Origin of the sequence: Sabulicella glaciei (assembly GCF_026183895.1) — a bacterium.
GTDB classification, from domain to species: Bacteria; Pseudomonadota; Alphaproteobacteria; order Acetobacterales; family Acetobacteraceae; genus Roseococcus; species Roseococcus glaciei.
Genome location: NZ_JAPFQI010000021.1, coordinates 42,828 through 66,249 on the forward strand (window position 1 = coordinate 42,828; position 23,422 = coordinate 66,249).

The window sequence follows — 23,422 nt, forward strand, 5'->3', positions numbered from 1 at the left end:
GCGCCCATGAGCGCCACCACCCGCCAGATCGCCTTCATCAATGCCGCGCACAGCCTGACCCATTACGGGCTGCTGATCCTCGCCACGGCCGTGCTCGCGATGACGCAGCAGGAAGCCGGGCGGTTCGGGGGCGAATATGGGCCGATCCTCGCCCTCGGCACCGCCATGTTCGTGGTCTACGGGATCGGGGCGCTGCCCATGGGGCACCTCGCGGCGAGGTGGGGGCGCAAGGCGCTGATGGTGGCATTCTTCCTGGGCGCGGGGGCCTCGCTGGTGCTGGCGGGCCTCGCCACGGGGCCGGTCTCGCTGGCGCTCGGGCTGGCCGGGTTCGGCGCCTTCGCGGCGATCTACCACCCGATCGGCACCGCCATCGTGGCCGAGGCGGGGGGCGACCGCGTGGGCCGCGCCATGGGCATCAACGGCGTGTTCGGCAACCTCGGCGTGGCGCTGGCGCCGGTCGTGACCGCCTTCCTGGCCGCCGCGCTGGGCTGGCGCTGGGGCTTCATCCTGCCCGGGCTGTTCTCCGTCGCCATCGGGCTGCTCTACATGCGGGAGCCGGCCTACGACGCCCGCAAGGCCGGCGTCTCCACGCGCCCCTTCCCGGTGATCCCGCAGCCGGTGGTGCGCCGCGCCGTCACCACGCTGCTGCTGATCGCCGCCGTGTCCGGCCTCGTCTTCAACGCCTTCACCCTGCTGCTGCCCAAGCTGATGGAGGAGCGGCTGGCCGACAGCCCCGACCTCCTGCCCGTGGTGGGCATGCTCGCCTTCCTGGCGACGATCTGCGGCGGCGTCACCCAGTACACGGTGGGGCGGATGATCGATCGGCGCACGCTGAAATCTGTCTTCATGCCGCTGGCACTGGTGCTGGTGCCGGGGCTGCTCGCGCTGTCCTTCCTCCAGGGCTGGGCGGTGCTGCCCGTCTCCGCGATCGTCGCCGCCGCGATCTTCGGCCAGGTGACGGTGAACGAGACGATGACGGCGCGCTACGTCGCGCCGGAACTGCGCGCCAAGCTGTACTCGGTGCGCTTCACGGTCGGCTTCATGGGCGCCGCCGTGGCCGCGCCGCTGGTCGGCCTCCTGCACGAGGCGACGGGCAACCTCGCCCTCACCATGCTGGTGCTGGCCGGGGTGGCGGCGGTGACGCTGCTCTGCGCCCTGTTCTTCCCCAACCGCCCGGAAGAGCTGCGGCCGGAGCTGTGGACGGAGCCTTCGGGGCCGCGCGTGCAGCCGGCGGAGTGACATCGCCGGAGGCTTCGCCCCGGTCCCGCCTTTTTTGACGGGGCATGGAATCTCTGCTGCATTCGGCCACGTCGCGCATCCTGCGCGCGGCGCTGCGCCGGAGGCTGGATCATGCGAGAAACCGGCCCTGGCGCCCCCAACCAGACCGATCTTTCGGCCTGCGACCGCGAACCCATCCACCTGCTTGGCGGCATCCAGCCCTTCGGCTTCCTGCTCGCCATCTCGCCGGATTGGGAGATTCGCCGCGCCTCCGCCAATGCCGCCGAATGGACCGGCATCGCGCCCGAGGCGCTGATCGGCACGGAGGCGCGCGACATCCTGGATGGCGAGGCGGTGCACGAGATCCGCTCGCGCCTGCAGATGCTGATGGGCACGGCGCATGTGGAGTCGCTCTTCGGCCTGCACGCCTTTCCCGGCCGCGCGCCGGTGGACGTGGCGGTGCACATGGCGGCCGACGGCTTCGTGCTGGAGTTCGAGCGCCACGCGCCGGAGGATGCGGGCGCCGCCGCCGCGGTGCGCGACGCGATCGGGCGGCTGCAGAACATCGCCGACTACCCCGCCCTGTGCCGCTCGGTGACGCGCCATCTGCGCGCCCTGTCGGGCTTCGACCGCGTGATGATGTACCGCTTCGACGAGGATGGCTCGGGCGAGGTGGTGGCGGAGGCGGCGCGCGCCGGGCTGGGCTCCTTCCTGGGACAGCGCTTCCCCGCCTCCGACATCCCGCGCCAGGCGCGGGCGCTGTACGAGCGCAACACCATCCGCGTCATCGCCGACGCGACGGCGTTGCCCGTCCCCATCGTTCCGGCGCTGGACGCCTCGGGGCTGCCGCTCGACCTGTCCATGAGCGTGGGGCGCGCCGTCTCGCCCGTGCATCTCGAATATCTCCGCAACATGGGCGTCGCGGCCTCGCTTTCCGTGTCCATCCTGCGGCAGGGACGGCTTTGGGGCCTGCTGGCCTGCCACAACCTGAAGCCCTGCACCCTCTCTCTGGCCAAGCGCTCCGCGATCGACTTCCTCGGCCAGATGCTGTCCTGGCTGCTGGAAAGCCGCGAGCGCGAGGCGGGACGCGCGGCGGAGCGCGTGGCCTACGAGACCCATGCCCGCCTGGCCGATGCGTTGCTGTCGCGCGGCTCCGGCCTGGCCGGCTTGGCCGATCACCTCGCGCCGCTGCGCGCGCAGATGGAGGCGGACGGGCTGGCGCTGTGCCTGGGCGGGCGGGTGACGGCGGATGGCGACGTGCCCTCCCAGGAGGCGCTGCATTCGCTGATCACCCTGCTGGAAACGCGTTCGGAGGGGCGAGTGCTGGCGATGGACTCGCTGGGCGCGATCCATCCGCCGGCCATTGCCTTCGCGGCGATCGGCAGCGGGATGCTGGCCGTGCCGCTGCCGCGCTCCCCGCGCGACTGGATCCTGTTCTTCCGCAAGGAGGCGGCGCGCAAGGTCACCTGGGCCGGCCGCCCCGCCAAGGCGCTGGAGCCGAGCGCGGACGGGCTGCGCCTGTCGCCGCGCAAGAGCTTCGAGGCCTGGGAGGAAACGGTGCGCGGCCGTTCGGTCCCCTGGGGCCTGACGGAAACGACGCTCGCGGAATCGCTGCGCGTCACCCTGCTGGAAGTGGCGCTGCGCCTCGCCGACCGCGCGGAGCGCGCCTTCCACGCCGCGCAGGACCGGCAGGAATTGCTGATCGCGGAGCTGAACCACCGCGTCCGCAACATCCTGAGCCTCACGCGCGGCATCGTCGCGCAGAGCCGCGGCGGCGCGGACTCGGTCGCGGAGTTCTCGCGCATCGTCAGCCAGCGCATCCAGGCGCTGTCGCGCGCGCATGACCAGATCAACGACGGCAGCGGCGAGTCGGTGTCGCTGCGCAGCATGATCCTGCGCGAGGCGGAGGCCTATCTGGGCGTGTCGCGCGAGCGGCTGATCATCGAGGGCGGCGACGTGACGGTGGAGCCGGGCGCCGTGGCCACCCTCGCCCTCGTGCTGCACGAGATGATCACCAACGCGGCGAAGTACGGGGCGCTGCTCGGCTCGCACGGGCTGATCCGCATCACCATCGGCCGCGACGCGCTGGGCGCGCTGGTGCTGGACTGGACGGAAAGCGGCGGCCCGCCGGTGCAGGCGCCGTCGCGGCGCGGCTTCGGCTCCACCATCATCGAGCGCACCATCCCGCACGAGCTGAACGGCACGGCGGATCTGGACTACCGGCCCGACGGGCTGGTGGCGCGCTTCACCCTGCCGGCGCAGCACCTGCGCGACGGCACGGGCGAGGGCACGCCGCAGCCCCTTCCCGCCGCCGCGCCCGCCGCCTCCGGAGCCGGGCTGCCGGACACGGTGCTGCTGGTGGAGGACAACCTCATCATCGCGCTGGAAACCGAGGACCTGCTGATGAATCTCGGCGCGCGCTCGGTGGAGACGGCGGCCTCGGCCGAAGGGGCGTTCCGGCTGCTGCAGGAGTTGCGGCCCGACCTCGCCATCCTCGACTTCAACCTGGGGCGGGGCAACTCCGTGCCGGTGGCGGAGCGGCTGCAGGCGATGGGCGTGCCCTTTGTCTTCGCCACGGGCTATGGCGAGGCCTCCTTCATCTCCGACGCGATGGAGAACGTGCCGGTGCTGCAGAAGCCCTTCGAGGCGGACAGCCTGCTGGCCGCCTTCGCCCGTCTCGGGACGCCCACCACGGCGCGCCCGTGACCGTGGCCGAGGCGGGAAGCCGCGAATTCCTGCGCCAGGCGACGCGCGCGGCGCATGACGCGGTGGACGAGGCCTTCGGCGCCTACGCGATGGCCGGGCGCGACGGCTACACCCGTTTCCTGCGCGCCCAAGCCAGCGTCCTGCCGGCGATGGAGCACGACCTGGACCCTAGCGCCCTGCTGCCGCCCTGGCGCGGGCGTGGGCCCTTGCTGGAAGCCGACCTCGCGGCGCTGGGCGAGGCGATGCCGCCCCCCGCCCCCCTCGCGCTGCCGCCGGGCGAGGCGGCGCGGCTGGGCGCGATCTACGTGCTGGAGGGCTCGCGCCTCGGCGGGGCGATGCTGGCGCGGCAGGTGCCGGCGGAATGGCCGGGCGCCTTTCTCCGGACCCCCGCGCCGCCTGGGCTGTGGCGCGCAGTGATAGCGCTGCTGGAGGCGGAGGACGCCGGCCCCGCCTGGCGCGAAGCCGCGGCCGCCGGCGCCCTCGCGGCCTTTGCGGCCTTTCTCAAGGCCGCACGCACCCCCTAGCGTTCACCAGGAGCGCAACCGCGCAGAAACCGGCACCCCTCGGAAAACGCGCGGCGTTCTCGTGGGAGCGTCAAACCTCCCGCGCCTCCGCCAGGATCAGGCGGCGCAGCCAGGCATGGCCGGCATCGGCCTCGAGCCGCCGGTGGAACACCAGCGACAGGCGCGTGTGACGCACATTCACCGGGGTCGGGCGGGTGACGAGGCCGTGCGACGCCGCCATCGCCTCGGCGAGGCGGGCGGACAGGGTGATGAGGAGGTCGGTCTGCAACAGGATCTGCGGCACGGCCGACAGGTGCGCCACCACCGCGCCCAGCCGCCGCTGCCGTCCCGTCCCCTCCAGCGCCACGTCCAGCGCCCCGTCGCGCGAGCCGTTGGGGGAATGGAGAAGCTGCGGCGCGGACAGGAAGCGGTCCAGCGTCAGCCCGCCCTCCGCCAATGGATGGTCGGGCCGCATCAACGTGCGGAAATCCTCGGGCACCAGGCGGATGCGGGTGTAGAGCGCGCCCGGCTCTGGCAGCACCGCGACGGCGAGGATGGCGTCGCCGCGTTCCAGCAGCGCCTCGGCATTGGTGCGGTCGCCATGGCGGATGGCCAGCAGGCAGCCCGGCGCCTCCTGCCCCAGCCGGGCGAGGAGGCGCGGCGCCAGCACAGCCTCCGCGTATTCGCTGAAGGCGACGGGAAAGACGCGGCGGCTGGTCGCGGGGTCGAAGGGCGCCTGGGCGGCCAGGGTTTCGGCCAGCCGGTCCAGCGCCTCCGCCACCGGGGCGGCGAGGGCGAGGGCAAAGGCCGTCGGCTCCACCCCGCCGGGGCGGCGCAGGAACAGCTCATCCCCCAGCGCGGCGCGCAGCCGCGACAGGGCGTTGGACACGGCCGGCTGCGACAGGCCCAGCCGCTCCGCCGCGCGGGTGACGTGGCGCTCGCGCGCCACGGCGTCGAAGACGCGCAGGAGGTTGAGGTCGAGCTGGGACAGGTCGGTCATTCGCGCCGGTGATGATGAAGCTTCGCCTTTCCCATTGGAAGGGTTCGCGGCGCTGCGTCAGCTTCTGGGCAACGGAACAGGAGACTTCTCCCCATGAACACCCAGTCCCATGCCATCGCCCTTCTTCGCATCTCCCTCGGCCTCGTGCTGCTCGCCCATGGCTTCGTCCTGAAGATCCTGGGCTTCGGCCTCGGCGGGACCATGGAATTCTTCGGCTCGCTCGGCTTTCCCCCGATCCTCGGCGCCGTCGTGGCGCTGGGCGAGACGGCGGCGGGGCTGGCGCTGATCGCCGGCGTGCTGGTGCGCCCGGCCAGCCTCCTTGTGCTGCCTATCCTGCTCGGCGCCACCTGGCAGCATGCCGGGCAGGGCTGGCTCTTCACCTCCCCCGGCGGCGGCTGGGAGTTCCCGGCCCTGCTTTCCGTCCTGGCGCTGGCCCAGGCCGGGCTGGGGGCGGGCTCCTTCGCCCTGCGGCTTCCGGTCGGCCGCCCGGCGGCGCTGCCCCGGACCGCCTGAGCGTCCGATCCTCCGGAACCCCCGCGTGGCCCCCGCCGCGCGGGGGTTTTCGCGTTCAGCCGCCCAGCAACTGGCTCACCCGCTCGAAGGGCGGCCAGGCGCGCGCGATCTCCCCGTGGCGCAGCACCACCGCGGCCCCCAGCGCCGCCAGCACGGCGAGGCTGGCGATCCAGGCCAGGGCAAGCCCCGCCCCGCCGCGCCGCCGGGGAGCTTCCTCCCGCGCGTCACGCATGGGGCGCGGCCCGGCCACCGGCATGAGCGGCGGCGGAAGCGAGCCGAGTTCCGTCCGGCCGCGCGGCAGGGGCGGAAGCCCGGGCGGCGGCATGGGCGCCTCCTCCAGGCGCGGCGCTGGGGGCGCGGCCGGGGCAGGGCTGGGCGGGGCCGCCTCGGGCGGCGGGGCGGGGTCGGCCGCCGCGGGCACCCAATCCTGCCGGCAGGCGGCGCAGCGCAGCTTCTTGCCCGGCGCCAGGAGCGACTCGGGCACGCGGTAGGCGGCGCCGCATTGCGGGCAGGTGATGTCCATCGTGGGACGGAATGTGCCAAGCCCGCCCCGTGGCCTACAAGGGGCGCTGGACGGAAAGGGGCAGGGGATTGGTTCGCTTCACCGGGGTCGGCATGCGCTACGGGGGGCCGCGCGGACGGGCGGCCTGGGGGCTCTTGGGCGTGTCCTTCGAGCTGGCGCCGGCCTCCTTCAACTGGCTGCTGGGTCCCTCGGGCGCGGGCAAGTCCTCCTTGCTGCGGCTGATGCACCTGTCGCTGCGCGCCACGGAAGGCCGCGTCGAGGTGCTGGGCGAGGATGTCGCGCGGCTGTCGCGCTGGGCGTTGACCGGGCTGCGGCGGCGGATCGGCGTGGTGTTCCAGGATGACCGGCTGCTGCCGCATCTTTCGGCCTACGAGAACGTGGCCCTGCCGCTCCGCATCCAGGGCGTGACGGAGATGCGTCTCACCGCCGATGTGGGGGAGATGCTGCGCTGGGTCGGGCTGGAGCACCGGGCGGAGGAGCCGCCGGAGATCCTGTCGGGCGGCGAGCGCCAGCGCCTCGCCATCGCGCGGGCCATCGTGGCGCGACCCTCCCTTCTGGTGGCTGACGAGCCGACCGCGAACCTGGACGAGGCGCAGGCGCGGCGCGTCATCGCCCTGCTGCGGGAATTGCACCGCATGGGCACCACCGTCGTGGTCGCCACCCACAGCGAGACCCTGCCCGTGGAATACCCCGCCCCCGCCCTGCGGCTGGAGGAGGGAAGGCTGGTGTCGCATGGCTAGGGGCGCGCTGCGCGGGCTGCGCGGCCGCGACCCGCTGGGACTGCGGCGCGCCTTCGCCGACCGGCTGCTGCCGGCGCTGGTGGCGGCCATGGCGCTGCTCGCCGCCCTGGCGCTGGCCGGGGCGCATGGCGCCGGGCAGCTGGCGCAGCGCTGGCAGGCGGGTGCCGCCGGCCCTGCCTTGGTGACGCTGCCCGCCGGGGCCGACCTCGCGGCGGCCTCCGCGGCGCTTTCCCCCCATGCCGAGGTCGCGCCCGTGCCCGAGGCGCGGATGCGCGAACTCCTCGCGCCCTGGGTGGGCGAGGTGCCGGGCCTGCCGCTGCCGCGCATCCTGGAGGTGACGCCCACCGACCGGGCGGGGCTGGAGGCGGCGGTTTCCGCCCTGCCCGGCGCCCGGCTGGAGGGGCGCGGCGAAAGCGTGGCCCAGGCGGTGACGCTGGCCGCCGGGCTCCGGGCCCTGTCCCTGCTGCTGCTGCTGGTGATCGCGGCGGTGGCAGCGGCGCTGGTGGCCGTGGCGACGCGCGCCGGCATCGCGGCGCGGCGCGAAACCATCGTGATCCTGCACGAATTGGGCGCGCGGGATTCCGACATCGCCGGACGCTTCGCGACGCGGCTGGCCGTGCTGTGCCTGGGCGGGGCGGCGGCGGGCACGGCCGCCGCGGCTCTGGCGCTGTGGTTCCTGGCCGGGGCGGCGGTGCCGGTTGCCCTGTCGCGCCCCGCCGCCTGGGACGACCTGCCCTGGACGGGGCTGGCGGCCTTGCCCCTCGCCGCCGCGGCGATCGGCTGGCTGACGGCACGGCTGACGCTGCGCGCCTGGCTGCGCCGCTTGCCCTGAGCCGGTGCGGGTGCGAAGCGGGGCGCGATGCGCCTCCTCCTCCTCGACGCCGCCGGCGATCGCTGTCTCGCCGCCCTTTGCGACGGGGAAACCTTGCTGACCGAGCGGAGCTTGGCGGGACGCCACGGCCAGCCCGCCGCCCTGCCCCCGCTCGTCGAGGCGGTGCTGGAAGAGGCCGGGATGCCGGAGGCGGTGGCGGTCTGCGTCGGCCCCGGCTCCTTCACCGGCATCCGCGCCGCCCTGGCCCTGGCGGAGGGCCTCGCCCTGGCGCGGAACCTGCCGCTCTGCGGCGTTTCGGCCGGCGAGGCGATGGCCGCGGAGTGCGGCCCGGGCTGGCCGGTCTGGAGCGCCACGGACAACCGGCGCGGCGCGCTCTTCCTGGAAGGGCCGGGCGAGGCCGTGGCCCTCGCGGAGACGGCGCTGCCCATGCCGGAGGGGCCGGTACGCCTCGCCGGGGATGCGGCGCCGCGTGCGGCTGCCCGCCTCCTGGCGCGGGGGGCGCGGGTCCTGCTGACGCCGGTGCGGCGGCCCGGCGCGCCGGGGCTGGCGCGCGTGGCGCTGCGCCGCCTGCGCGGCGATGTCGCGCCCCGCATGGCGGAACCGCTCTATGTCGAGCCGCCGGCCACCACGTGACGCCACGCCTCGCCGGACCGGAGGAAGCGCCGCTGCTCGCTGCGCTGCATCACGAGGCCTTTCCCCCCGGCGATGCCTGGGACGAGGACGCCTTCGCCAGCCTGCTCGGGAGCCCCGGCTGCTTCGCCCTGCGCGCGGAGGGCGGCTTCGTGCTGGCCCGCGCGGCGGGGGGCGAGGCGGAGATCATCACCCTGGCCGTGCAGCCGGCGGCGCGTCGGCGCGGGCTGGGGCGCCGGCTGGTGGAGGACGCGGCCGCCTTCGCCGCGGCGCTGGGGGCGGAGGCGCTGTTCCTGGAGGTGGAGGAGGGGAACGCCCCCGCCCTCGCGCTCTATGCCGCGCTGGGCTTCCGGCGCGTCGGGCGGCGGCCGGGCTATTACGGCGCGGGGCGCGACGCGGCGGTGCTGCGCCTGCCGCTGAAGCCCGTCACGGCTTCCTGACCCACAGCACGTCCTCGCCCTCCTCCAGCAGCTCGTAGCCCTGCTCGCGCAGGGTGCGGGGCAGGTTGCGGCGCGGCTCCTCCCCGGCGAAGCGCAGCTCCAGCACCTCGCCCGACGCCATGCGGTCCAGCTGCAGCCGGGCGCGCACAAAGGTCATCGGGCATGTCTCGCGCGTGATGTCGAGGCAGTGATCCGGTGCTTTCATTTGAACTCCCATGAAAATCGCGCTGAATTTCTCAAGATGAGGCTTGCGGATCGGCGCTGAAAGTGAATATCCCTTCCCCCTACGACGGAGGGAGATTGATCATGTCCGAAACAACGGCCGGCGCAGACCTGCTCGGATTGACGGCCGAAATCGTCTCGGCGCATGTTTCCAACAATTCCGTCTCGGTGACCGATCTCCCTAACCTGATCACTGAAGTCCATCGCACGCTTTTGCATCTCGGCTCTGGTCCCGCGCCCCGTCCGGAGCCGGAAAAGCTTACGCCCGCCGTGCCGGTCAAGAAGTCGGTGACGCCCGACTACCTGATCTGCCTGGAGGACGGAAAGAAGATGAAGATGCTGAAGCGGCATCTCCAGACCGCCTACAGCATGACGCCTGAACAATACCGGGAGAAGTGGGGCCTGCCGCCCGACTATCCCATGGTCGCGCCGAACTACGCCAAGCATCGCTCCTCGCTGGCCAAGAAGATCGGGCTCGGCACCCAGGGCCGCAAGGGCGCCAAGGGCTGAGCTTGCGCGCCGCCACCGCACGCCCTGCCGCCGAGCGCCCCGATCCCTCGCGGATCGAGCGCATGTGCATCGAGCGCGGTCTGAAGATGACGGGGCAGCGCCGCCTGATCGCCCGCGTGCTGAGCGAGGCGGAAGACCATCCCGACGTGGAAGAGCTGTACCGCCGCGCCTCCGCCCTGGATGCCCGCGTCTCCGTCGCCACGGTGTACCGCACCGTCCGGCTGCTGGAGGAGAAGGGCATCCTGGAGCGCCGCGACTTCGGCGGCGGCCGCGCCCGCTTCGACCCGGCCGATCGCGGCCACCACCATCACCTGATCGACGTGGACACCGGGACGGTGATCGAATTCGCCGATGCGGAGCACGACGCACTGGCCCGCACCATCGCCCGGCGCCTGGGCTTCGACCTCGTGCAGCTCCGTCTTGAGATCTTCGGGCGCAAGGCACCGGCAAAACGCGGATGAACGACCTTCCCTTCGAAGAGCTGCGCGCCGGCAATCTCGGGGTGCGGCTGGCCCGCGACGCGCGGGAGGTGGAGGCGGCGCAGGCCCTGCGCTTCCGCGTCTTCTTCGGCGAGATGGGCGCCCGCCCCGATGCCGCGACGGCCGAGAGCGGCCGCGACGCCGATTCCTATGACGCGGTGGCCGACCACCTGCTGGTGCTGGACCACGACCGCGGCGAAGGGCCAGAATCCGTTGTCGGCACCTACCGGCTGATCCGCCGCGCGGCCGCGGCCGAGGTGGGTCGCTTCTATTCCGAGGACGAGTACGATATCCGCCCCGTGCTCGACTTCCCGGGCGAGGTGCTGGAGCTCGGCCGTTCCTGCACCGATGCCGCCTACCGCACGCGTGGGACGCTGCAATTGCTGTGGCAGGGCATCGCGGCCTATGTCTTCGCGCATCGCATCGGGCTGATGTTCGGCTGCGCCTCCCTGCCCGGCACCGACCTCGACCGCAACGCGGCGCAGCTTTCCTACCTGCACCACCACCACCTGGCCCCGGAGGCGCTGCGACCGCGCGCCCTGCCCGAGCGCTACGTGCCGATGGACCGGCTGCCGCCCGGCGGGTTCGACGCGAAGCGCGCCATGCTGGAGCTGCCGCCGCTCATCAAGGGCTACCTGCGGCTGGGCGGCTTCGTCGGCGAGGGCGCGGTGCTGGACGACCCGTTCAACACCACCGATGTCTGCGTCGTGGTGAAGACCGACTTGGTAACGGACAAGTACTTCCGCCACTACGAGCGAAAGAACGTCTGGTAAGGAATAATTCGCGCCGCGCCGTCACGCGCGGGCGCGCTGCCTCGTCCTGTGGGTGGAAAACCCGGAAAGGACTGGTTCCATGACCCCCCGCCTCGACTTCCTCGCCACCGCCCCTGCCCTGCTCCAGCCGCTGATAAAGCTGGAAGCCGCCATCGCCGGCAGCGGGCTGGAGCACGGGCTGATCCACTTGGTGAAGCTGCGCGCCTCGCAGGTGAATGGCTGCGCCTTCTGCATCGACATGCACGCCCGCGACGCCCGCCGCGCCGGGGAAAGCGAGGAGCGCCTGCTGCTGCTCGATGCGTGGCGGGAGGCGCCGCACTACACGGACCGGGAACGCGCGGCCCTCGCCTGGACCGAGGCACTGACCCTGGTCGCCGCCACCCGCGCGCCGGATGCGGATTACGACGCGCTGCGGCCGCATTTCACCGAGGCCGAGATCGTGAGCCTGTCCCTGCAGATCGCCTCGATCAACGCGTGGAACCGGCTGGCCATCGGCTTCCGCAAGAGCCCGGCCCTGCCGGCGGCGCGGGCGGCCTGACCATGGCCGGGCCCGACGAGGTCGCGGCGCCCTTTGCCGCGCTGCGCGGCGACCTCGTGGGCCTCGCCTACCGCATGACCGGCTCGCTCGCGACGGCGGAGGACATCGCGCAGGAGGTGTTCCTGCGCTGGAACGCCGCCGAGCGCGACCGGATCGAGGTGCCGCGCGCCTGGCTGCTGAAGGTGGCGGCGCGGCTCAGCCTCGACCACCTGAAATCGGCGCGGCACCGGCGGGAGATCTATGTCGGCCCCTGGCTGCCCGAGCCGGTGCTGGACTCGGAGGAGCCGCCGCAGGAGGCGGAGCGGATGCGCGCGCAGGACCTGTCCGTCGCCTTCCTGCTCACCCTGCAGCGGCTCAATCCGGCCGAGCGCGCGGTGTGGATCCTGCACGACCTGTTCGGCACCCCCTTCCTGGAGATCGCCGCGCTGCTGCGGCGGACGGAGGCCGGCTGCCGCAAGCTGGCCGAGCGGGCGCGGGCCCGGCTGGAGGCGGAGGAGCCGCGCCGCGAAGTGCCAGAAGCGGAGGCGCGGCGCATCGCCGAGGCCTTTCTCGCCGCCTCGCGCGAGGGCGACGAGGCGGGGCTGCGCGCGCTGCTGGCCCGCGACGTGGTGCTGCACACGGATGGCGGCGGCATCCGCCCCGCGGCGCGAAACCTGATCGAAGGCGCGGAGAAGGTGGGGCGGTTCTTTGCCGGGCTGGCGCGCAAGCGCGCCGCGGCGCCGGAATTGCTGCATCTGGGCCGCATCAACGCCTTGCCCGGCTTCGTGACGCGGGAGGCGGACGGGCTGCCGCAGACCACGGCGCTGGAGATCCGCGACGGACAGGTGGTCGCGATCTACGTGATGCGCAATCCGGACAAGCTCGGCGCGGTGCGCGCTCGGCTGCTTCCCTAGTCCAGCCGCGCCTGTTCGGCCTCGATCGCCGCTTCTAGCCGCTCCATCAGCTGGCCCCGGCCCGAAAGCGGCGGCAGGATGTGGATGCGCAGCGTGCCGGGGCGCTTCAGGAAGGAGCGGCGCGGCCAGAACAGGCCGGAATTGGTCGCCACGGGCGTGACGGGAAGCCCTGTGGTCTGCGCCAGGGCCTGCACGCCGGGCTGGTAGGGGATGCGCTCGCCAGGGGCGGTGCGGGTGCCCTCGGGGAAGATCACGATCTGCCGGCCTTCCGCCGCGGCGTGCTTGCCGTCGCGCATCAGCTTTCGCATCGCCGCCATGCCGCCCGTGCGGTCCACGCCGAGATGCCCCGTCCACTTCGCGTACCAGCCATAGATCGGCAGCAGGAACAACTCGCGCTTCATCACGAAGGCGACGTCGGGCACCAGCGCGAACCAGACAAAGGTGTCGAAGGTCGACTGGTGCTTGGAGGCGATCAGCGCCGGCCCGGAGGCGGGCAGGTGCTCGCGCCCCCGTAGCTCGACGCGCGTGCCGCAGACCACGTACAGCATCCTCACCATCAGCCCGCACCAGAGATGCATCATCCGGCGCACGAAGGCGTTCGGCCCCAGGAACAGGGGCAGGGCCAGGAAGCCGACCGTCGCGGTCAGGCCGAAGAACAGCACGTTGAACAGGAGGGAACGCAGGGCGAGCATGCGGCGCGGGGTGCAACGGAACCGCGCGGAAGTCCACCCTGCCGGAAGGCGGCCCGGCGCGCAGGCCCGGGTCAGATCGCGATGCGCACGCCGAGTTCCACCACGCGGTCCGGCGGGATGCGGAAGAACTCGGTGGCGGGCAGGGAGTTCCGGCTCATCACGGTGAAGAGCCATTGCTGCCAGCCCCGCATGCGCGGCACGGCCGCCGAGACGATCGTTTCGCGGCCGAGGAAGTAGGAGGCCTGCATCGGCTCGTAGGTGATGAACTGCGCTTGGTGCAGCCGCTCCAGATCGCGCGGGATGTCCGGGCTTTCCTGGAAGCCGTAGCGGATGATGACGCGGTGGATGCGGTCGGCCAGCTCCGTCACCTCCGAGCGGCGCTCGGGCGCGACCTGGGGGATGTCCTCGTTCAGCACCGTGACGAAGAGCACGCGCTCGTGCAGCACCTTGTTGTGCTTGAGGTTGTGCAGCAGCGCGCCGGGCAGGTGGTCGGCCTGGCCGGTCATGAACACGGCGATGCCGGGCACGCGCGTGGTGCGCGATTGCGGCAGGCGCGCCAGGAAGGAGGCGAGCGGCAGCCCGTCCTGCCGGATGCGGGCGAAGAGCAGCTGCCGGCCGCGATACCACACGTACATCAGCGTGAAGGCGACGGCGCCGATCAAGATGGGCACGTAGCCGCCATCGGGGATCTTCAGCGCGGTGGCGATGAAATAGGCGATGTCGAGCAGAAGGATCGGCCCGAAGACCAGCGCCAGCAGTGCGCGGTTCCAGCCGAATTGCCGGTGGAACACGATCAGCGCCAGGGTGGTGGTGCACAGGAAGGTGCCCGTCACCGCGAGGCCGTAGGCGGCGGCCAGCGCCTCGGAATCGCGGAACTCCAGCACCAGGATGATCACGCCGATCAGCAGCGCGCTGTTCACCTGGGGCATGTAGATCTGCCCCTCCTCCGTCGCGGAGGTGTGGCGCACCTCGAGGCGCGGCGAGAAGCCCATCTGCACGCATTGCCGCGCGATGGAATAGGCACCGGAGATCATGGCCTGGGACGCGATGATGGTTGCCATCGTCGCCAGGATCACCAGGAAGAAGCGGAACCATTCCGGCGCCAGCAGGAAGAACGGGTTCTCGATGGCCGAGGGGTCGCGCAGCAGCAGCGCCCCCTGCCCCATGTAGTTCAGCGTCAGAGCCGGCAGCACGAAGGCGACCCAGGCGAGCTGGATCGGCTTGCGGCCGAAATGACCCATGTCGGCATAGAGCGCCTCGGCCCCCGTCACCGCCAGCACCACGCTGCCCATCGCGATGAAGGCGGCCAGGTGGTAGTGCACGCAGAACTGCACGGCGTAGTGCGGCGACAGCGCGGCGAAGACGGCCGGGTAGTGCAGCGCCTCCATCAGACCCAGCGTGCCGAGCACGGCGAACCAGACGGCGCAGATCGGCCCGAACAGCGCGCCGATGCTGCCCGTGCCGCGCCACTGCACCAGGAACAGCGCCAGCAGCACGCCGAGCGAGATGGGGATCACCATCTCCTTCAGCCCCGGCTCGATCACCTCCAGCCCTTCCACCGCCGCGAGGACGGAGATCGCGGGGGTGATCATGCCGTCGCCCAGGAACAGCGCGGCGCCGGCGATGCCGAGGAAGGCGATCATCAGCCGCCCGCGCGGGCGCGTGGCGGTGCGCTGGGCCAGCGCCATCAGCGCCATGATCCCGCCTTCGCCGCGGTTGTCGGCGCGCATGACGATCAGCACGTACTTGATCGTCACGGTGAGCATCAGCGACCAGAAGATGAGGGACAGGATGCCCAGCACCTCCCAATCCTCGATCCCGCCCTCGGTGAAGTGGGAGAGCGCCGCCTTCAGCGCGTAGAGCGGCGAGGTGCCGATGTCGCCGTAGACGACGCCGAGCACGCCGATCAGCCCGGCGGTCGTCAGCTTGCGGTTGGGATCGGCGGACATTGGGAAGCCTCGAAGGGGGGTTCTGGCCGGCGCGGAGGGTTATTCCTGCCCGGGGCGGGCATCCAGCGTCGCCCGGCGCGGGACAGGGTTGCGGAAAAGGAGGCGCGCACCGCCGCTCAGCCGCGCCGCAGCGCCTCGGCCAGCGCCATCTGCAGCTCGGCGAGGCGGAAGGGCTTGCGGAGCACGGGAACGCCGGGGCCTGCGGCCGCCTCGATCGCCGCCGTATCGGCGAAGCCCGTGGCGAAGAGGATGGGCAGATCTGGGCGGCTCGCGCGGATGCGCCGCGCCACTTCCGCCCCGTTCATGCCCGGCATGGCGAAATCCAGCATGACGAGGTCGGGGACGCCCTCCTCCAGCGCGGCAAGGCCGGTGGGCCCGTCCGCCGCGACGCGCACCGCGTGGCCCAGAGCAGCCAGCTGCTCCGCCAGCATGCCGCGCATCTCCGGGTCGTCATCCACCACCAGGATCCCGGCGCCGCTCGGCCGGGCCTCGGCATGGGCGGCATCCGCCTCGCTTCCCCCCGGCGCGGCCTCGCTGCGCGGGAGGAGGAGGCGCACGGTGGTGCCCTTGCCCGGCACGCTCTCGATCCGGGCCGTGCCGCCGGCCTGGCGCGCGATGCCATAAACCTGGGACAGGCCGAGCCCGGTGCCCTCGCCGACGCCCTTGGTGGTGAAGAACGGGTCGAAGGCGCGCGCCGCGACCTCGGCGGTCATGCCGCCCCCCGTGTCGCACACGGAAAGCTCCACGTATTCGCCCGGCTCCAGCTCCGCATCCTGCGCGATGGCGACGCGGCGCGTCCCGATCAGCAATTCCCCGCCCCCCGGCATGGCGTCGCGCGCGTTGATGGCGAGGTTGAGCAGCGCCATCTCCATTTGCGTGGGGTCGGACAGGACGAAGGCCTCGCCCTCCTCCAGCGCCAGCCGGATCGCCACCGCGGGGCCGAGGGTGCGGGCCAGCAGGTCGCGCATCCCCTCCACCAGCCGGGCGAGGCGCAAGGGGCGGCTCTCGATGCGCTGGGAGCGGGAAAAGGCGAGGAGTTGGGCGGTGAGGCGCGCCCCGCGCTCCGCCGCCTCCAGCCCGTGCTCCGCCCAGCGCCGCACCTGGGCGGGGTCCTCCGGGCGGCGGCAGATCAGGTCCAGCCCGCCCACCACCGCGCCGAGCAGGTTGTTGAAGTCATGCGCGATGCCGCCGGTGAGCTGGCCGATCGCCTCCATCTTCTGCAGCTGGCGCAGCGCCTCCTCGCGCTCGCGCTCGCGCGTCACGTCGCGGCCCACGGCATAGAACTTCCCCTCCTCCATCACCACCGTCCAGGCGATGGTGGAGTAGCCGCCATCGGCGCGCCGCATCCGGTCCTCGAACCCCTCGACGGGCTGGCCGGCGCGCAGCCTGTCCAGCAGCGCGGCAATGCGCGGCACGTCGTCGGGATGCACGGAGGCGCTGAGCGGGCGGGACAGGATCTCCGCCCGGCTGAAGCCGAGCAGCCTGGACCAGGCGGGGTTCACCTCCGAAAGGAAGCCGTCGCCGCCCAGGATGCCGAACAGGTCGTTGGACAGCTCGAAGATGCGGTTGCGCTCGCGCGTGCGGGCGTCCACCTCCGCCTCCAGCCGTTCGTTCAGGGCGCGCAGCGCCTCCTCCGCGCGCCGCCGGGCGGTGACGTCGCGGCAGATGCCATGGGCGCGCACCGCCCGCCCCGCCGGGTCGCGCAGGATGCGCCCCTGGTTGTGCAGCCAGAGCATGCGTCCATCCGGATGGTGGTAACGGAACTCCGCCTCGAAGGGCGCCCCATCCTCGACCGCGGCGCGCATCGCCTCCGCCACGGCGCGCGCATCCTCGGGCGGCATGCGGTTGTAGAAGTCCTCGGACCGGCCGCCCGGGCCGAACACCGCCTCGGCATTGGCGGAGCGGCGGATGTCACGGGTGGCGAGGTCCATCTCCCAGGTCACCATGCGCCCGGCTTCCAGGCCGAGGCGCAGCCGCGCCTCGCTGTCGCGCAGCGCTTCCTCGGCGCGGCGCTGCTCCGTCAGGTCGACCGTGATGCACAGGATGGTCGCCACGCGGCCATCGGCCTCGCGCAGGGCGGTGACGTTGTTGTGCACCCAGACGGTGGAGCCGTCGGGGCGGAGATAGCGCTTCACGATCTCGAAGGAGGCGCCGTCGCGCGCGGCGTGGTCGAAGAGGGGCAGGTTGTCCCCGAGGTCGCCCGGATGGGTGATGTCCTGCATGCGCAGCGCCAGCAGCGCCTCGCGCGGGCGGCCGACGATCCCGCAGTAGCGGTCGTTCATGCGCAGGAAGCGCCCGGTGCTGTCCGCCTCGGCGATGCCCACCGTGGCCTGGGCGAAGATGGCGGCGAGATGCGCCTCGCTGACCTGGGCCTGCGCCTCGGTCGCGGCGCGGGAGGAGGCGGCCCAGCCGCGCTGCGCCACCGCCTCGGCGAGGCGGGCTTCGCCCGCCGTCCAGGCGCGCGTCGGCGGCGCGTCCACGCAGAGCAGGGCCGCGTGCCGCCCGTCGCGCAGCAGCGGCACGGCGAGGCGCGACGTCCGGCCTTCCACCGTCGCGGCGCCGTCGCGCATCGCGCCGGAGCCCGCGAGAAGGCTGCCGAGCGGCAGCCTCGCTTCGAACTCGGGCAGGGAGCCGTCGCTCCAGAGGCCCATCACCCGCACCGCCTCGCCATCCGGCTCGGCGAAGAAGGCGCGGCCGGCGCCCAGTTCCCGCGCCAGCGCCTCGGCCGCGGCGCGCCGCACCGCCTCCGGCTCGGCCAGGGTGTCCAGCCTTTCGCCCAGCGCCTGGAGCAGGGCGTCGCGCCGCTCGGCCAGGACGCGCTGGGTGGTTTCGCTGACGGTGCAGAACAGGCCGAGCACCGCGCCCATCTCGTCGCGCAGCGGCGAGAAGGAGAAGGTGAACCAGGCGCGTTCCGCGCCGCTGCCGCTCCGCTGCACCAGAAGCGGCAGGTCCTCGTGGACCCTGGCCTCGCCGGCCAGGACGGCGTCGATCAGCGGCGCGATGTCGGGCCGGATTTCCGCCCAGATGTCGTGGAACCGCGCGCCCAGCGCCGCCGGATGCTTGGCGCCCAGGAGGCGGGCACAGGCATCGTTGTAAAGGAAGCCCAGCTCCCTGCCCCAGGCGATGAACATGGGGAGCTTGGAGCCGAGCATGAGCGCGGCCGTGGTGCGGATCGCGGCGGGCCAGCCCTCCGGCGGGCCGAGGGGCGAGGCCGACCAGTCCAGCCCGGCCATGCGGCGCGCCATCTCGCCCTCTCCGGCGAGAAAGGCGAGCGCGCCCGCGCCGCGCCGCGTTTCCGGATGGTCGTCCACGCGCATTCCCTTGCGTCCCTTGGCATCCTTGCCCGTCCCGTGGCGGAGGGGCAAGGGACGCCCCTCAGGCGAAGAGCCGCCCTGGCGTGCGCGGCCCCGGCAGGAGGTCGTAGGCCGGGGCGTAGCCGGGCATGGCGGCGAAGCGGGCGCGCCAGGCGGCGATGCGCGGAAACGCCGCGTGGTCGAGCGGCCATTCCGCTTCCGGATAATGGAGGTAGCCCTGCATGGAGATGTCGGCGACTGACGGCGCATCGCCCAGCAGGAAGTCGCGCCCTTCGAGCTGTTGCTCGACCACCCGGAAGGCCGTTTCCACCCGCGCCCGGAAGAAGGCGAGCACCGCCGGGTCCGGGTTCTCCACCCATCCCAGCAGGAAGCGCCAGGTGGCGAGGTAGGACGTGAATTTGTGGTTGTCGAACAGGAGCCAGCGCAGCGCCTCGTCGCCATCCGCCGCGGCGAAGCGGCCGGAATGGCGCGACAGATGCGAGAGGATGACGCCGGATTGCGTGAAGCGCTTGCCTTCGTGCTCCAGCACCGGCACCTCCCCCATCACGGAGATGCGGGACTTCCATTCGGGGGTGCGCGTCTCGCCGCGGAAGTAATCCACCCAGACGCCCTCCCACTCCGCGCCGCAAAGCGCAAGCATGAGGGCGACCTTGTAGCAGCCGCCGGACTCGGGAAAGCAGTGCAGACGCATTGGGGCCATCGGGAGATCCTCGCGCGAATCCTCCACCAGGATGACGCGGTGCTCGTGCTGGACAAGCCCGCCGGGCTGCCCGTCCATCCGGGGCCGCGCGGCGGCGCCTCGCTGGAGGATTGGGCGGAGGCGCTGCGCCAGGGGCGGCGCCACGCGCCGCTTCCCGCGCACCGGCTGGACACGGACACTTCGGGCTGCCTCGCCTTCGGGCGCACCAGGCCCGCCATGGCCGCGCTGGGGCGCCTCTTCGCGACGGGGCAGGCGGAAAAGACCTACTGGGCCGTCATCCGCGGCGACCTGCCGGAGGAGGGCGTCTGCGAGGCCCCGCTGCTGAAGCGCTCCACGAAGGAGCGGGGCTGGTGGATGGCGGTGGACCCGAAGGGGCAGGCGGCGCGGACGGAGTGGCGCGTGCTGGGGCGCGGCGGCGGGCTCGTGGCCGTGGCGCTGCGGCCGCGCACGGGGCGGACGCACCAGCTCCGCGCCCATCTTGCCCATCTCGGCGCGCCGATCCTGGGGGATGAGCGCTATGGCGGCGGCGCGGGGCGGCTGCACCTGCTGGCGCGGGAACTGCGCCTGAAGCTGGAGCCGCCGGTGGGCGCCACCGCGAAGCTGCCGCCGCACATGGAGGAGGCGTGGCGGCGATGCGGCGCGCCCTGATCCTGCCGCTGCTGGCCCTGCCGCTGATGGGGCAGGGGCTGCCACGCCCGCGCTGCGACTTCGCCGGCGCCATGACGACGCTGCGCGCGGCGGAGGCGATGGCCGCGCAGCCCGTCTCCGGCCTCCTGCAGGGCCGCGAACTGGGCGCGTCGCTGCGCGCGGCGGCGGAGGCCCTGCCGCCGCGCCTCCTCGCCTGCGGCTGCCGGGAGCTGGCGGCGCTGGCGCGCGAGGCGGCGGAAGCGGCCGCGCCCGCGGAAAGCGAGGGCAGCGCCGCGCGCATCGGGGTCGCGCTGGAGAATGCGCGCTTCCGCCTGCGCCTGGTGCGCGAGGGCTTCGGCGCTCAGGGCTGCCGCTGAAGCGCCGGAAGGGCGGCGAAGACCAAGTAGCCGGCCAACGAAGCGAGTCCCGGCTCGGTGCCGAGATGCGCGAGCCAGGCGGCGAAATCCCACCCGCGCAGGACCCGGCCCAGCGCCAGTTCCATCGCCAGCAGAAGCAGCAGCGCCAGCCCGCCCATCAGCCAGCGCGCCCCGCCGAGTGGCACCTCCATGCGCCCGACGATCCAGCCCGCGAGCAGCCAGGACCAGAGCAGCACCAGCGGCAATTCCAGCAGCGTGGCGAGCAGGGGGCCGGTCCAGGGCGCCAGCACGAACTCGCGCAGCGGGCCGAGCAGCATGCCCAGCGCAAAGGCGCCCAGGACGTAGAAGATCGCGGCCGGGATCGCGCGCGTCATCGCACCCGCAGCTCCACCCCCGCCGCCGCGCCACCGGCATCCAGCACGGAAAGCCGGTAGCGGCCGGGACCGGGCGGGGTCCAGGCCGTCTCGCGCCGGGCGGGGTCGGAGGGGATGGGCGCGCCATCCACCAGAAAGGACAGCGGGCGCTGGCCGCCCCCGGCGCGGATGACGACGCGCCCGGCCTCGGCCAGGGCGGCGCCGGGCGGGGGGAAGACGAGGCGCAGCGCGTCGGTGCCGGCCAGGCTGGCGGCGGCGGCCGGGCGCGCGGGCAGGGGCGCGCGCGGCGCGGCGGGCAGGCGCTCGAAGACCTGCGCCAGGAGGGGCAGGGCAAGGCGCGCGCCGGTGGCGCCGGGCATGGCGGTGCCGTCGGGCCGCCCCACCCAGACCCCGACCGCATGGCGCCGGTCCAGCCCCACCGCCCAGGCATCGCGTCCGCCCCAGGAGGTGCCGGTCTTCCAGGCGATGCCGGGCGGGCCGCCGAACGGCTGCACCAGCGCGGCGAGCGCCGCATCCGCCGCGCGGCGCTCCACCGCCTCGGGCAGGCGGGCATAAAGGGTGACGAGCTCGCGCAGCGTGATGCCGACGCCGCCCAGCGCCAGGGGCAGGGTGGGAGCGGCGCCCGGCGGCAAGCGCGGGATGGCTCCGGCGCGCTTCATGGCGGTGGCCATGCGCACCGGGCCCACCGCCTCCAGCATCGCCACGGCGGGTCCGTTCAGGCTCTGCCGCAGGGCATCCGCGACGGAAAGCCGCCCGGCGAAGGCGCGGTCGAAATTCTCCGGCGCGTAGGCGCCGAAGCGGCGCGGCAGATCGTCCAGCAGCGTGTCGGGCCGCGCCAGCCCGGCCTCGAAGCCCAGCGCGTAGACCAGGGGCTTCAGCGCCGAGCCCGGCGAGCGCACGGCGCGGGAAAGGTCGAGGTGGCCGGCGCGCAGCGGGTTGTTCCAGTCGCCGCCGAACAGGGCGCGGAACTCGCCCGTCTCGATCTCCAGCACCACGATGGCCAGCGACACGGCGGGCGGCAGGCGGTCCAGCGCCTCGCGCGCCAGGGAGGACACGCCGCGCTGCAGGTCGAGGTCGAGCGTGGGCATCGCGGTGAGCGGCGCGTGGCGGGGCAGGGGGTGGCGACGCGCGGGCAGGGCGGCGTGGGCGATCTCGGCTGGGGTGGCGAGGCCGGGCGCACGCTGGTGCAGCACCGCGTCGCGGGCGATGCGCGCGGCCTCCGGGTGGCGGTCGGGCCGGGCGCGGGCCGGCTGCCGCGCCAGGGCGAGGAGCAGGGCGGTCTCGGCCGGGTCCAGCGCGTGGAGCGGCCGCCCGAACCAGGCCAGCGCCCCGGCGCGCAGCCCTTCGAGGTTGCCGCCTTGCGGCGCCAGGGTCAGCCAGACCGCCAGCACCCCCGGCTTGCCCAGGCGCCATTCCAGCTGCATCGCCCGCAGCGCCTCGATCGCCTTGGAGCGCAGGGTGCGCGGGCGCGGATGGAGCAGCCGCGCCGCCTGCATGGACAGGGTCGAGCCGCCCGACACCACCCGCCCGGCGCGCGCCCATTGTCCGGCGGCCCGCGCCAGGGCCAGCGGGTCTACGCCCGGGTGGAAGGGGAAGCGCGCATCCTCGGCGCTCAGGAGCTGCGCGAGCAGGTGGGGCGGCGCGTCCTCCGGCGCGGTGCGGAGGCGCCAGGTGCCGCCCGCGACGGGGGTGGCGTGCAGCAGCCGCCCATCGCGGGCCGGAACCTCCGCCGAGACGCGCTCGAAACGCGACAGGTCGGGCGGAAAGGCGCGATCCAGCGCCCAGAGTCCCGCCGGCAGGGCAAGGAGCAGAGGCAGGAGAAGAAGCAGCGCGCGGCGCATCACGCGGGGCAGCCTAGCGGTTGCGGCGGCGCCTGGCGCCCCCAAGCTTCGCCAGGACACAGGAGGCGACGCGATGGGCTATCTGATCGAGGGGCAATGGCAGGAAGGCGACGCCACCGAGGCCGCGAAGGATGGCCGCTTCCAGCGCGCGGAATCCGCCTTCCGCCACACGCTCGGCGAGGGCGAGTTCCCGGAGGAGGAAGGGCGCTATCACCTTTATGTCTCGCTGGCCTGCCCCTGGGCGCATCGCACGCTGATCCAGCGGGCGCGGCGGCGGCTGGAAGGCGTGATCGGGCTGTCCGTCGTGCATTGGCGCATGCGCGAGGGCGGGTGGAGCTTCCGCGACGGGCCGGGCGTCCTCCCGGACCCGGTGATGCAGGCGCGCTTCCTCCATGAGCTCTACGCGAAGGCGGACCCGCACTATTCGGGCAAGGCGACGGTGCCGGTGCTGTGGGACCGCGCGACGGATCGCATCGTCAGCAACGAGAGCAGCGAGATCCTGCGCATGCTGGACCGCGCCTTCGGCGGGTCGGGAGAACTGTATCCGGAGGCGCTGCGCGCCGAGATCGACGCGGTGAACGAGCGCGTCTACCGCGACGTGAACAACGGCGTGTACCGCGCCGGCTTCGCCGCGAGCCAGGAGGCGTACGAGGAAGCGGTGGCGCCGCTCTTCGAGGCGCTGGACTGGCTGGAGACACGACTATCCGGGCAGCGCTACCTGATGGGCGACCGGCTGACCGAGGCCGATATCCGCCTCTGGACGACGCTGGTGCGGTTCGACGCGGTCTATGTCACGCATTTCCGCTGCAATCTGCGGCGGCTGGTGGATTACCCGCATCTCTGGGCCTATGCGCGCGACCTCTACGCCCAGCCGGGCTTCGGCGAGACGACCGACTTTGCCCACATCAAGCGGCACTATTTCGAAAGCCACGTGCGGCTGAACCCAGGCGGGATCGTGCCGCTGGGGCCGATCGTGGATTGGGACGCGCCGCATGGGCGGGATGGGATGGGCTAGTCCCATCCCCCGC

25 protein-coding genes are annotated in these 23,422 nt (G+C 73.2%); 16 read left to right on the forward strand and 9 right to left on the reverse strand.

Translation table 11 applies throughout. The features are described 5' to 3' along the window. Positions 1-6 precede the first annotated feature (6 nt). The 3 genes from OF850_RS19340 to OF850_RS19350 all read left to right on the forward strand — a co-directional run bounded on the left by OF850_RS19340 (position 7) and on the right by OF850_RS19350 (position 4,448). Complete coding sequence (locus tag OF850_RS19340; RefSeq protein WP_301591975.1) at positions 7-1,239, forward strand: MFS transporter; 1,233 nt, start codon at positions 7-9, stop codon at positions 1,237-1,239. Positions 1,240-1,350: 111 nt separating this feature from the next. After that, positions 1,351-3,924: an HWE histidine kinase domain-containing protein gene (locus OF850_RS19345; RefSeq protein WP_301591976.1), complete on the forward strand. Its 2,574-nt coding sequence runs from the start codon at positions 1,351-1,353 to the stop codon at positions 3,922-3,924. Further along, complete coding sequence (locus tag OF850_RS19350) at positions 3,921-4,448, forward strand: biliverdin-producing heme oxygenase (protein ID WP_301591977.1); 528 nt, start codon at positions 3,921-3,923, stop codon at positions 4,446-4,448. Before OF850_RS19345 ends, OF850_RS19350 begins: the two co-directional genes overlap by 4 nt. Before the next feature lie 70 nt (positions 4,449-4,518). Here the strand turns inward: OF850_RS19350 and OF850_RS19355 are convergent, their stop codons facing one another. Next, entirely contained in the window at positions 4,519-5,427 is a 909-nt protein-coding gene (locus OF850_RS19355; protein ID WP_301591978.1) for a LysR family transcriptional regulator, read from the reverse strand. A gap of 93 nt (positions 5,428-5,520) precedes the next feature. Here OF850_RS19355 and OF850_RS19360 point away from each other — a divergent pair, with 93 nt between their 5' ends. After that, a complete protein-coding gene (locus tag OF850_RS19360; RefSeq protein WP_301591979.1) occupies positions 5,521-5,940 on the forward strand; it encodes a DoxX family protein in 420 nt (139 codons plus the stop codon). A 55-nt stretch (positions 5,941-5,995) separates the two neighbouring features. Here OF850_RS19360 and OF850_RS19365 read toward each other — a convergent pair whose 3' ends face one another. Further along, positions 5,996-6,463, reverse strand: a complete 468-nt coding sequence (locus tag OF850_RS19365; RefSeq protein WP_301591980.1) for a zinc-ribbon domain-containing protein — start codon at positions 6,461-6,463, stop codon at positions 5,996-5,998. A gap of 68 nt (positions 6,464-6,531) precedes the next feature. Between OF850_RS19365 and OF850_RS19370 the strand changes: the two genes are divergently transcribed. Genes OF850_RS19370 through OF850_RS19385 form a run of 4 tightly spaced genes read left to right on the forward strand, consistent with a single transcriptional unit; the run spans position 6,532 to position 9,105 of the window. Further along, a complete protein-coding gene (locus tag OF850_RS19370) occupies positions 6,532-7,203 on the forward strand; it encodes a cell division ATP-binding protein FtsE (protein ID WP_301591981.1) in 672 nt (223 codons plus the stop codon). Continuing rightward, the gene (locus tag OF850_RS19375; protein WP_301591982.1) at positions 7,196-8,035 is read left to right on the forward strand and encodes an FtsX-like permease family protein; all 840 of its coding nucleotides are present in this window, start codon (positions 7,196-7,198) and stop codon (positions 8,033-8,035) included. The genes OF850_RS19370 and OF850_RS19375 overlap by 8 nt, the downstream gene beginning before the upstream one ends. A 27-nt stretch (positions 8,036-8,062) precedes the next feature. Then, the gene (gene tsaB, locus OF850_RS19380) at positions 8,063-8,668 is read left to right on the forward strand and encodes a tRNA (adenosine(37)-N6)-threonylcarbamoyltransferase complex dimerization subunit type 1 TsaB (RefSeq protein ID WP_301591983.1); all 606 of its coding nucleotides are present in this window, start codon (positions 8,063-8,065) and stop codon (positions 8,666-8,668) included. Then, positions 8,665-9,105 carry a GNAT family N-acetyltransferase gene (locus tag OF850_RS19385; RefSeq protein ID WP_301591984.1) on the forward strand — a complete coding sequence of 147 codons (441 nt, stop codon included), beginning with the start codon at positions 8,665-8,667 and terminating at the stop codon, positions 9,103-9,105. Before tsaB ends, OF850_RS19385 begins: the two co-directional genes overlap by 4 nt. Here OF850_RS19385 and OF850_RS19390 read toward each other — a convergent pair. Next, positions 9,092-9,310 (reverse strand): sulfurtransferase TusA family protein, encoded by a 219-nt coding sequence (locus tag OF850_RS19390; protein ID WP_301591985.1) that lies wholly within the window; start codon positions 9,308-9,310, stop codon positions 9,092-9,094. The genes OF850_RS19385 and OF850_RS19390 overlap by 14 nt on opposite strands. 101 nt (positions 9,311-9,411) lie before the next feature. On the opposite strand from OF850_RS19390, the gene OF850_RS19395 reads away from it, so the two are divergent. The 5 genes from OF850_RS19395 (at position 9,412) to OF850_RS19415 (ending at position 12,520) form a co-directional block, all read left to right on the forward strand. Further along, positions 9,412-9,837: a MucR family transcriptional regulator gene (locus OF850_RS19395; protein ID WP_301591986.1), complete on the forward strand. Its 426-nt coding sequence runs from the start codon at positions 9,412-9,414 to the stop codon at positions 9,835-9,837. 62 nt (positions 9,838-9,899) lie between these two features. Further along, positions 9,900-10,298, forward strand: coding sequence for a Fur family transcriptional regulator (locus OF850_RS19400; RefSeq protein WP_301592007.1), 399 nt, complete (start codon positions 9,900-9,902; stop codon positions 10,296-10,298). Continuing rightward, positions 10,295-11,089, forward strand: a complete 795-nt coding sequence (locus OF850_RS19405) for a GNAT family N-acetyltransferase (protein ID WP_301591987.1) — start codon at positions 10,295-10,297, stop codon at positions 11,087-11,089. Before OF850_RS19400 ends, OF850_RS19405 begins: the two co-directional genes overlap by 4 nt. A 79-nt stretch (positions 11,090-11,168) precedes the next feature. Continuing rightward, entirely contained in the window at positions 11,169-11,627 is a 459-nt protein-coding gene (locus OF850_RS19410) for a carboxymuconolactone decarboxylase family protein (RefSeq protein ID WP_301591988.1), read from the forward strand. A 2-nt stretch (positions 11,628-11,629) separates the two neighbouring features. Further along, on the forward strand, positions 11,630-12,520 hold the full coding sequence (locus OF850_RS19415) for a sigma-70 family RNA polymerase sigma factor (protein ID WP_301591989.1): 891 nt from the start codon (positions 11,630-11,632) through the stop codon (positions 12,518-12,520). On the opposite strand, the gene OF850_RS19420 is transcribed toward OF850_RS19415, so the two are convergent. The 4 genes from OF850_RS19420 to OF850_RS19435 form a co-directional block, all read right to left on the reverse strand. Continuing rightward, positions 12,517-13,212: a lysophospholipid acyltransferase family protein gene (locus tag OF850_RS19420; protein WP_301591990.1), complete on the reverse strand. Its 696-nt coding sequence runs from the start codon at positions 13,210-13,212 to the stop codon at positions 12,517-12,519. The two genes, OF850_RS19415 and OF850_RS19420, sit on opposite strands and share 4 nt — an antisense overlap. A gap of 71 nt (positions 13,213-13,283) precedes the next feature. Further along, entirely contained in the window at positions 13,284-15,161 is a 1,878-nt protein-coding gene (locus OF850_RS19425) for a potassium transporter Kup (protein ID WP_301591991.1), read from the reverse strand. A gap of 116 nt (positions 15,162-15,277) precedes the next feature. After that, positions 15,278-18,526 (reverse strand): PAS domain S-box protein, encoded by a 3,249-nt coding sequence (locus OF850_RS19430; protein ID WP_301591992.1) that lies wholly within the window; start codon positions 18,524-18,526, stop codon positions 15,278-15,280. A gap of 10 nt (positions 18,527-18,536) precedes the next feature. Continuing rightward, a complete protein-coding gene (locus OF850_RS19435) occupies positions 18,537-19,175 on the reverse strand; it encodes a glutathione S-transferase family protein (protein ID WP_301591993.1) in 639 nt (212 codons plus the stop codon). Between the two features lie 39 nt (positions 19,176-19,214). On the opposite strand from OF850_RS19435, the gene OF850_RS19440 reads away from it, so the two are divergent. Both OF850_RS19440 and OF850_RS19445 read left to right on the forward strand, forming a co-directional pair. Continuing rightward, a complete protein-coding gene (locus OF850_RS19440) occupies positions 19,215-19,823 on the forward strand; it encodes an RluA family pseudouridine synthase (RefSeq protein ID WP_301591994.1) in 609 nt (202 codons plus the stop codon). After that, positions 19,808-20,179 (forward strand): hypothetical protein, encoded by a 372-nt coding sequence (locus tag OF850_RS19445; protein ID WP_301591995.1) that lies wholly within the window; start codon positions 19,808-19,810, stop codon positions 20,177-20,179. The genes OF850_RS19440 and OF850_RS19445 overlap by 16 nt, the downstream gene beginning before the upstream one ends. Here the strand turns inward: OF850_RS19445 and OF850_RS19450 are convergent. Together OF850_RS19450 and OF850_RS19455 are read right to left on the reverse strand one after the other, a co-directional pair. Next, a complete protein-coding gene (locus tag OF850_RS19450) occupies positions 20,164-20,553 on the reverse strand; it encodes a hypothetical protein (RefSeq protein ID WP_301591996.1) in 390 nt (129 codons plus the stop codon). The two genes, OF850_RS19445 and OF850_RS19450, sit on opposite strands and share 16 nt — an antisense overlap. Further along, positions 20,550-22,394, reverse strand: a complete 1,845-nt coding sequence (locus OF850_RS19455) for a transglycosylase domain-containing protein (RefSeq protein WP_301592008.1) — start codon at positions 22,392-22,394, stop codon at positions 20,550-20,552. The genes OF850_RS19450 and OF850_RS19455 overlap by 4 nt, the downstream gene beginning before the upstream one ends. 73 nt (positions 22,395-22,467) lie before the next feature. On the opposite strand from OF850_RS19455, the gene OF850_RS19460 reads away from it, so the two are divergent. Beyond that, the gene (locus OF850_RS19460) at positions 22,468-23,409 is read left to right on the forward strand and encodes a glutathione S-transferase family protein (protein ID WP_301591997.1); all 942 of its coding nucleotides are present in this window, start codon (positions 22,468-22,470) and stop codon (positions 23,407-23,409) included. Positions 23,410-23,422 lie beyond the last annotated feature (13 nt).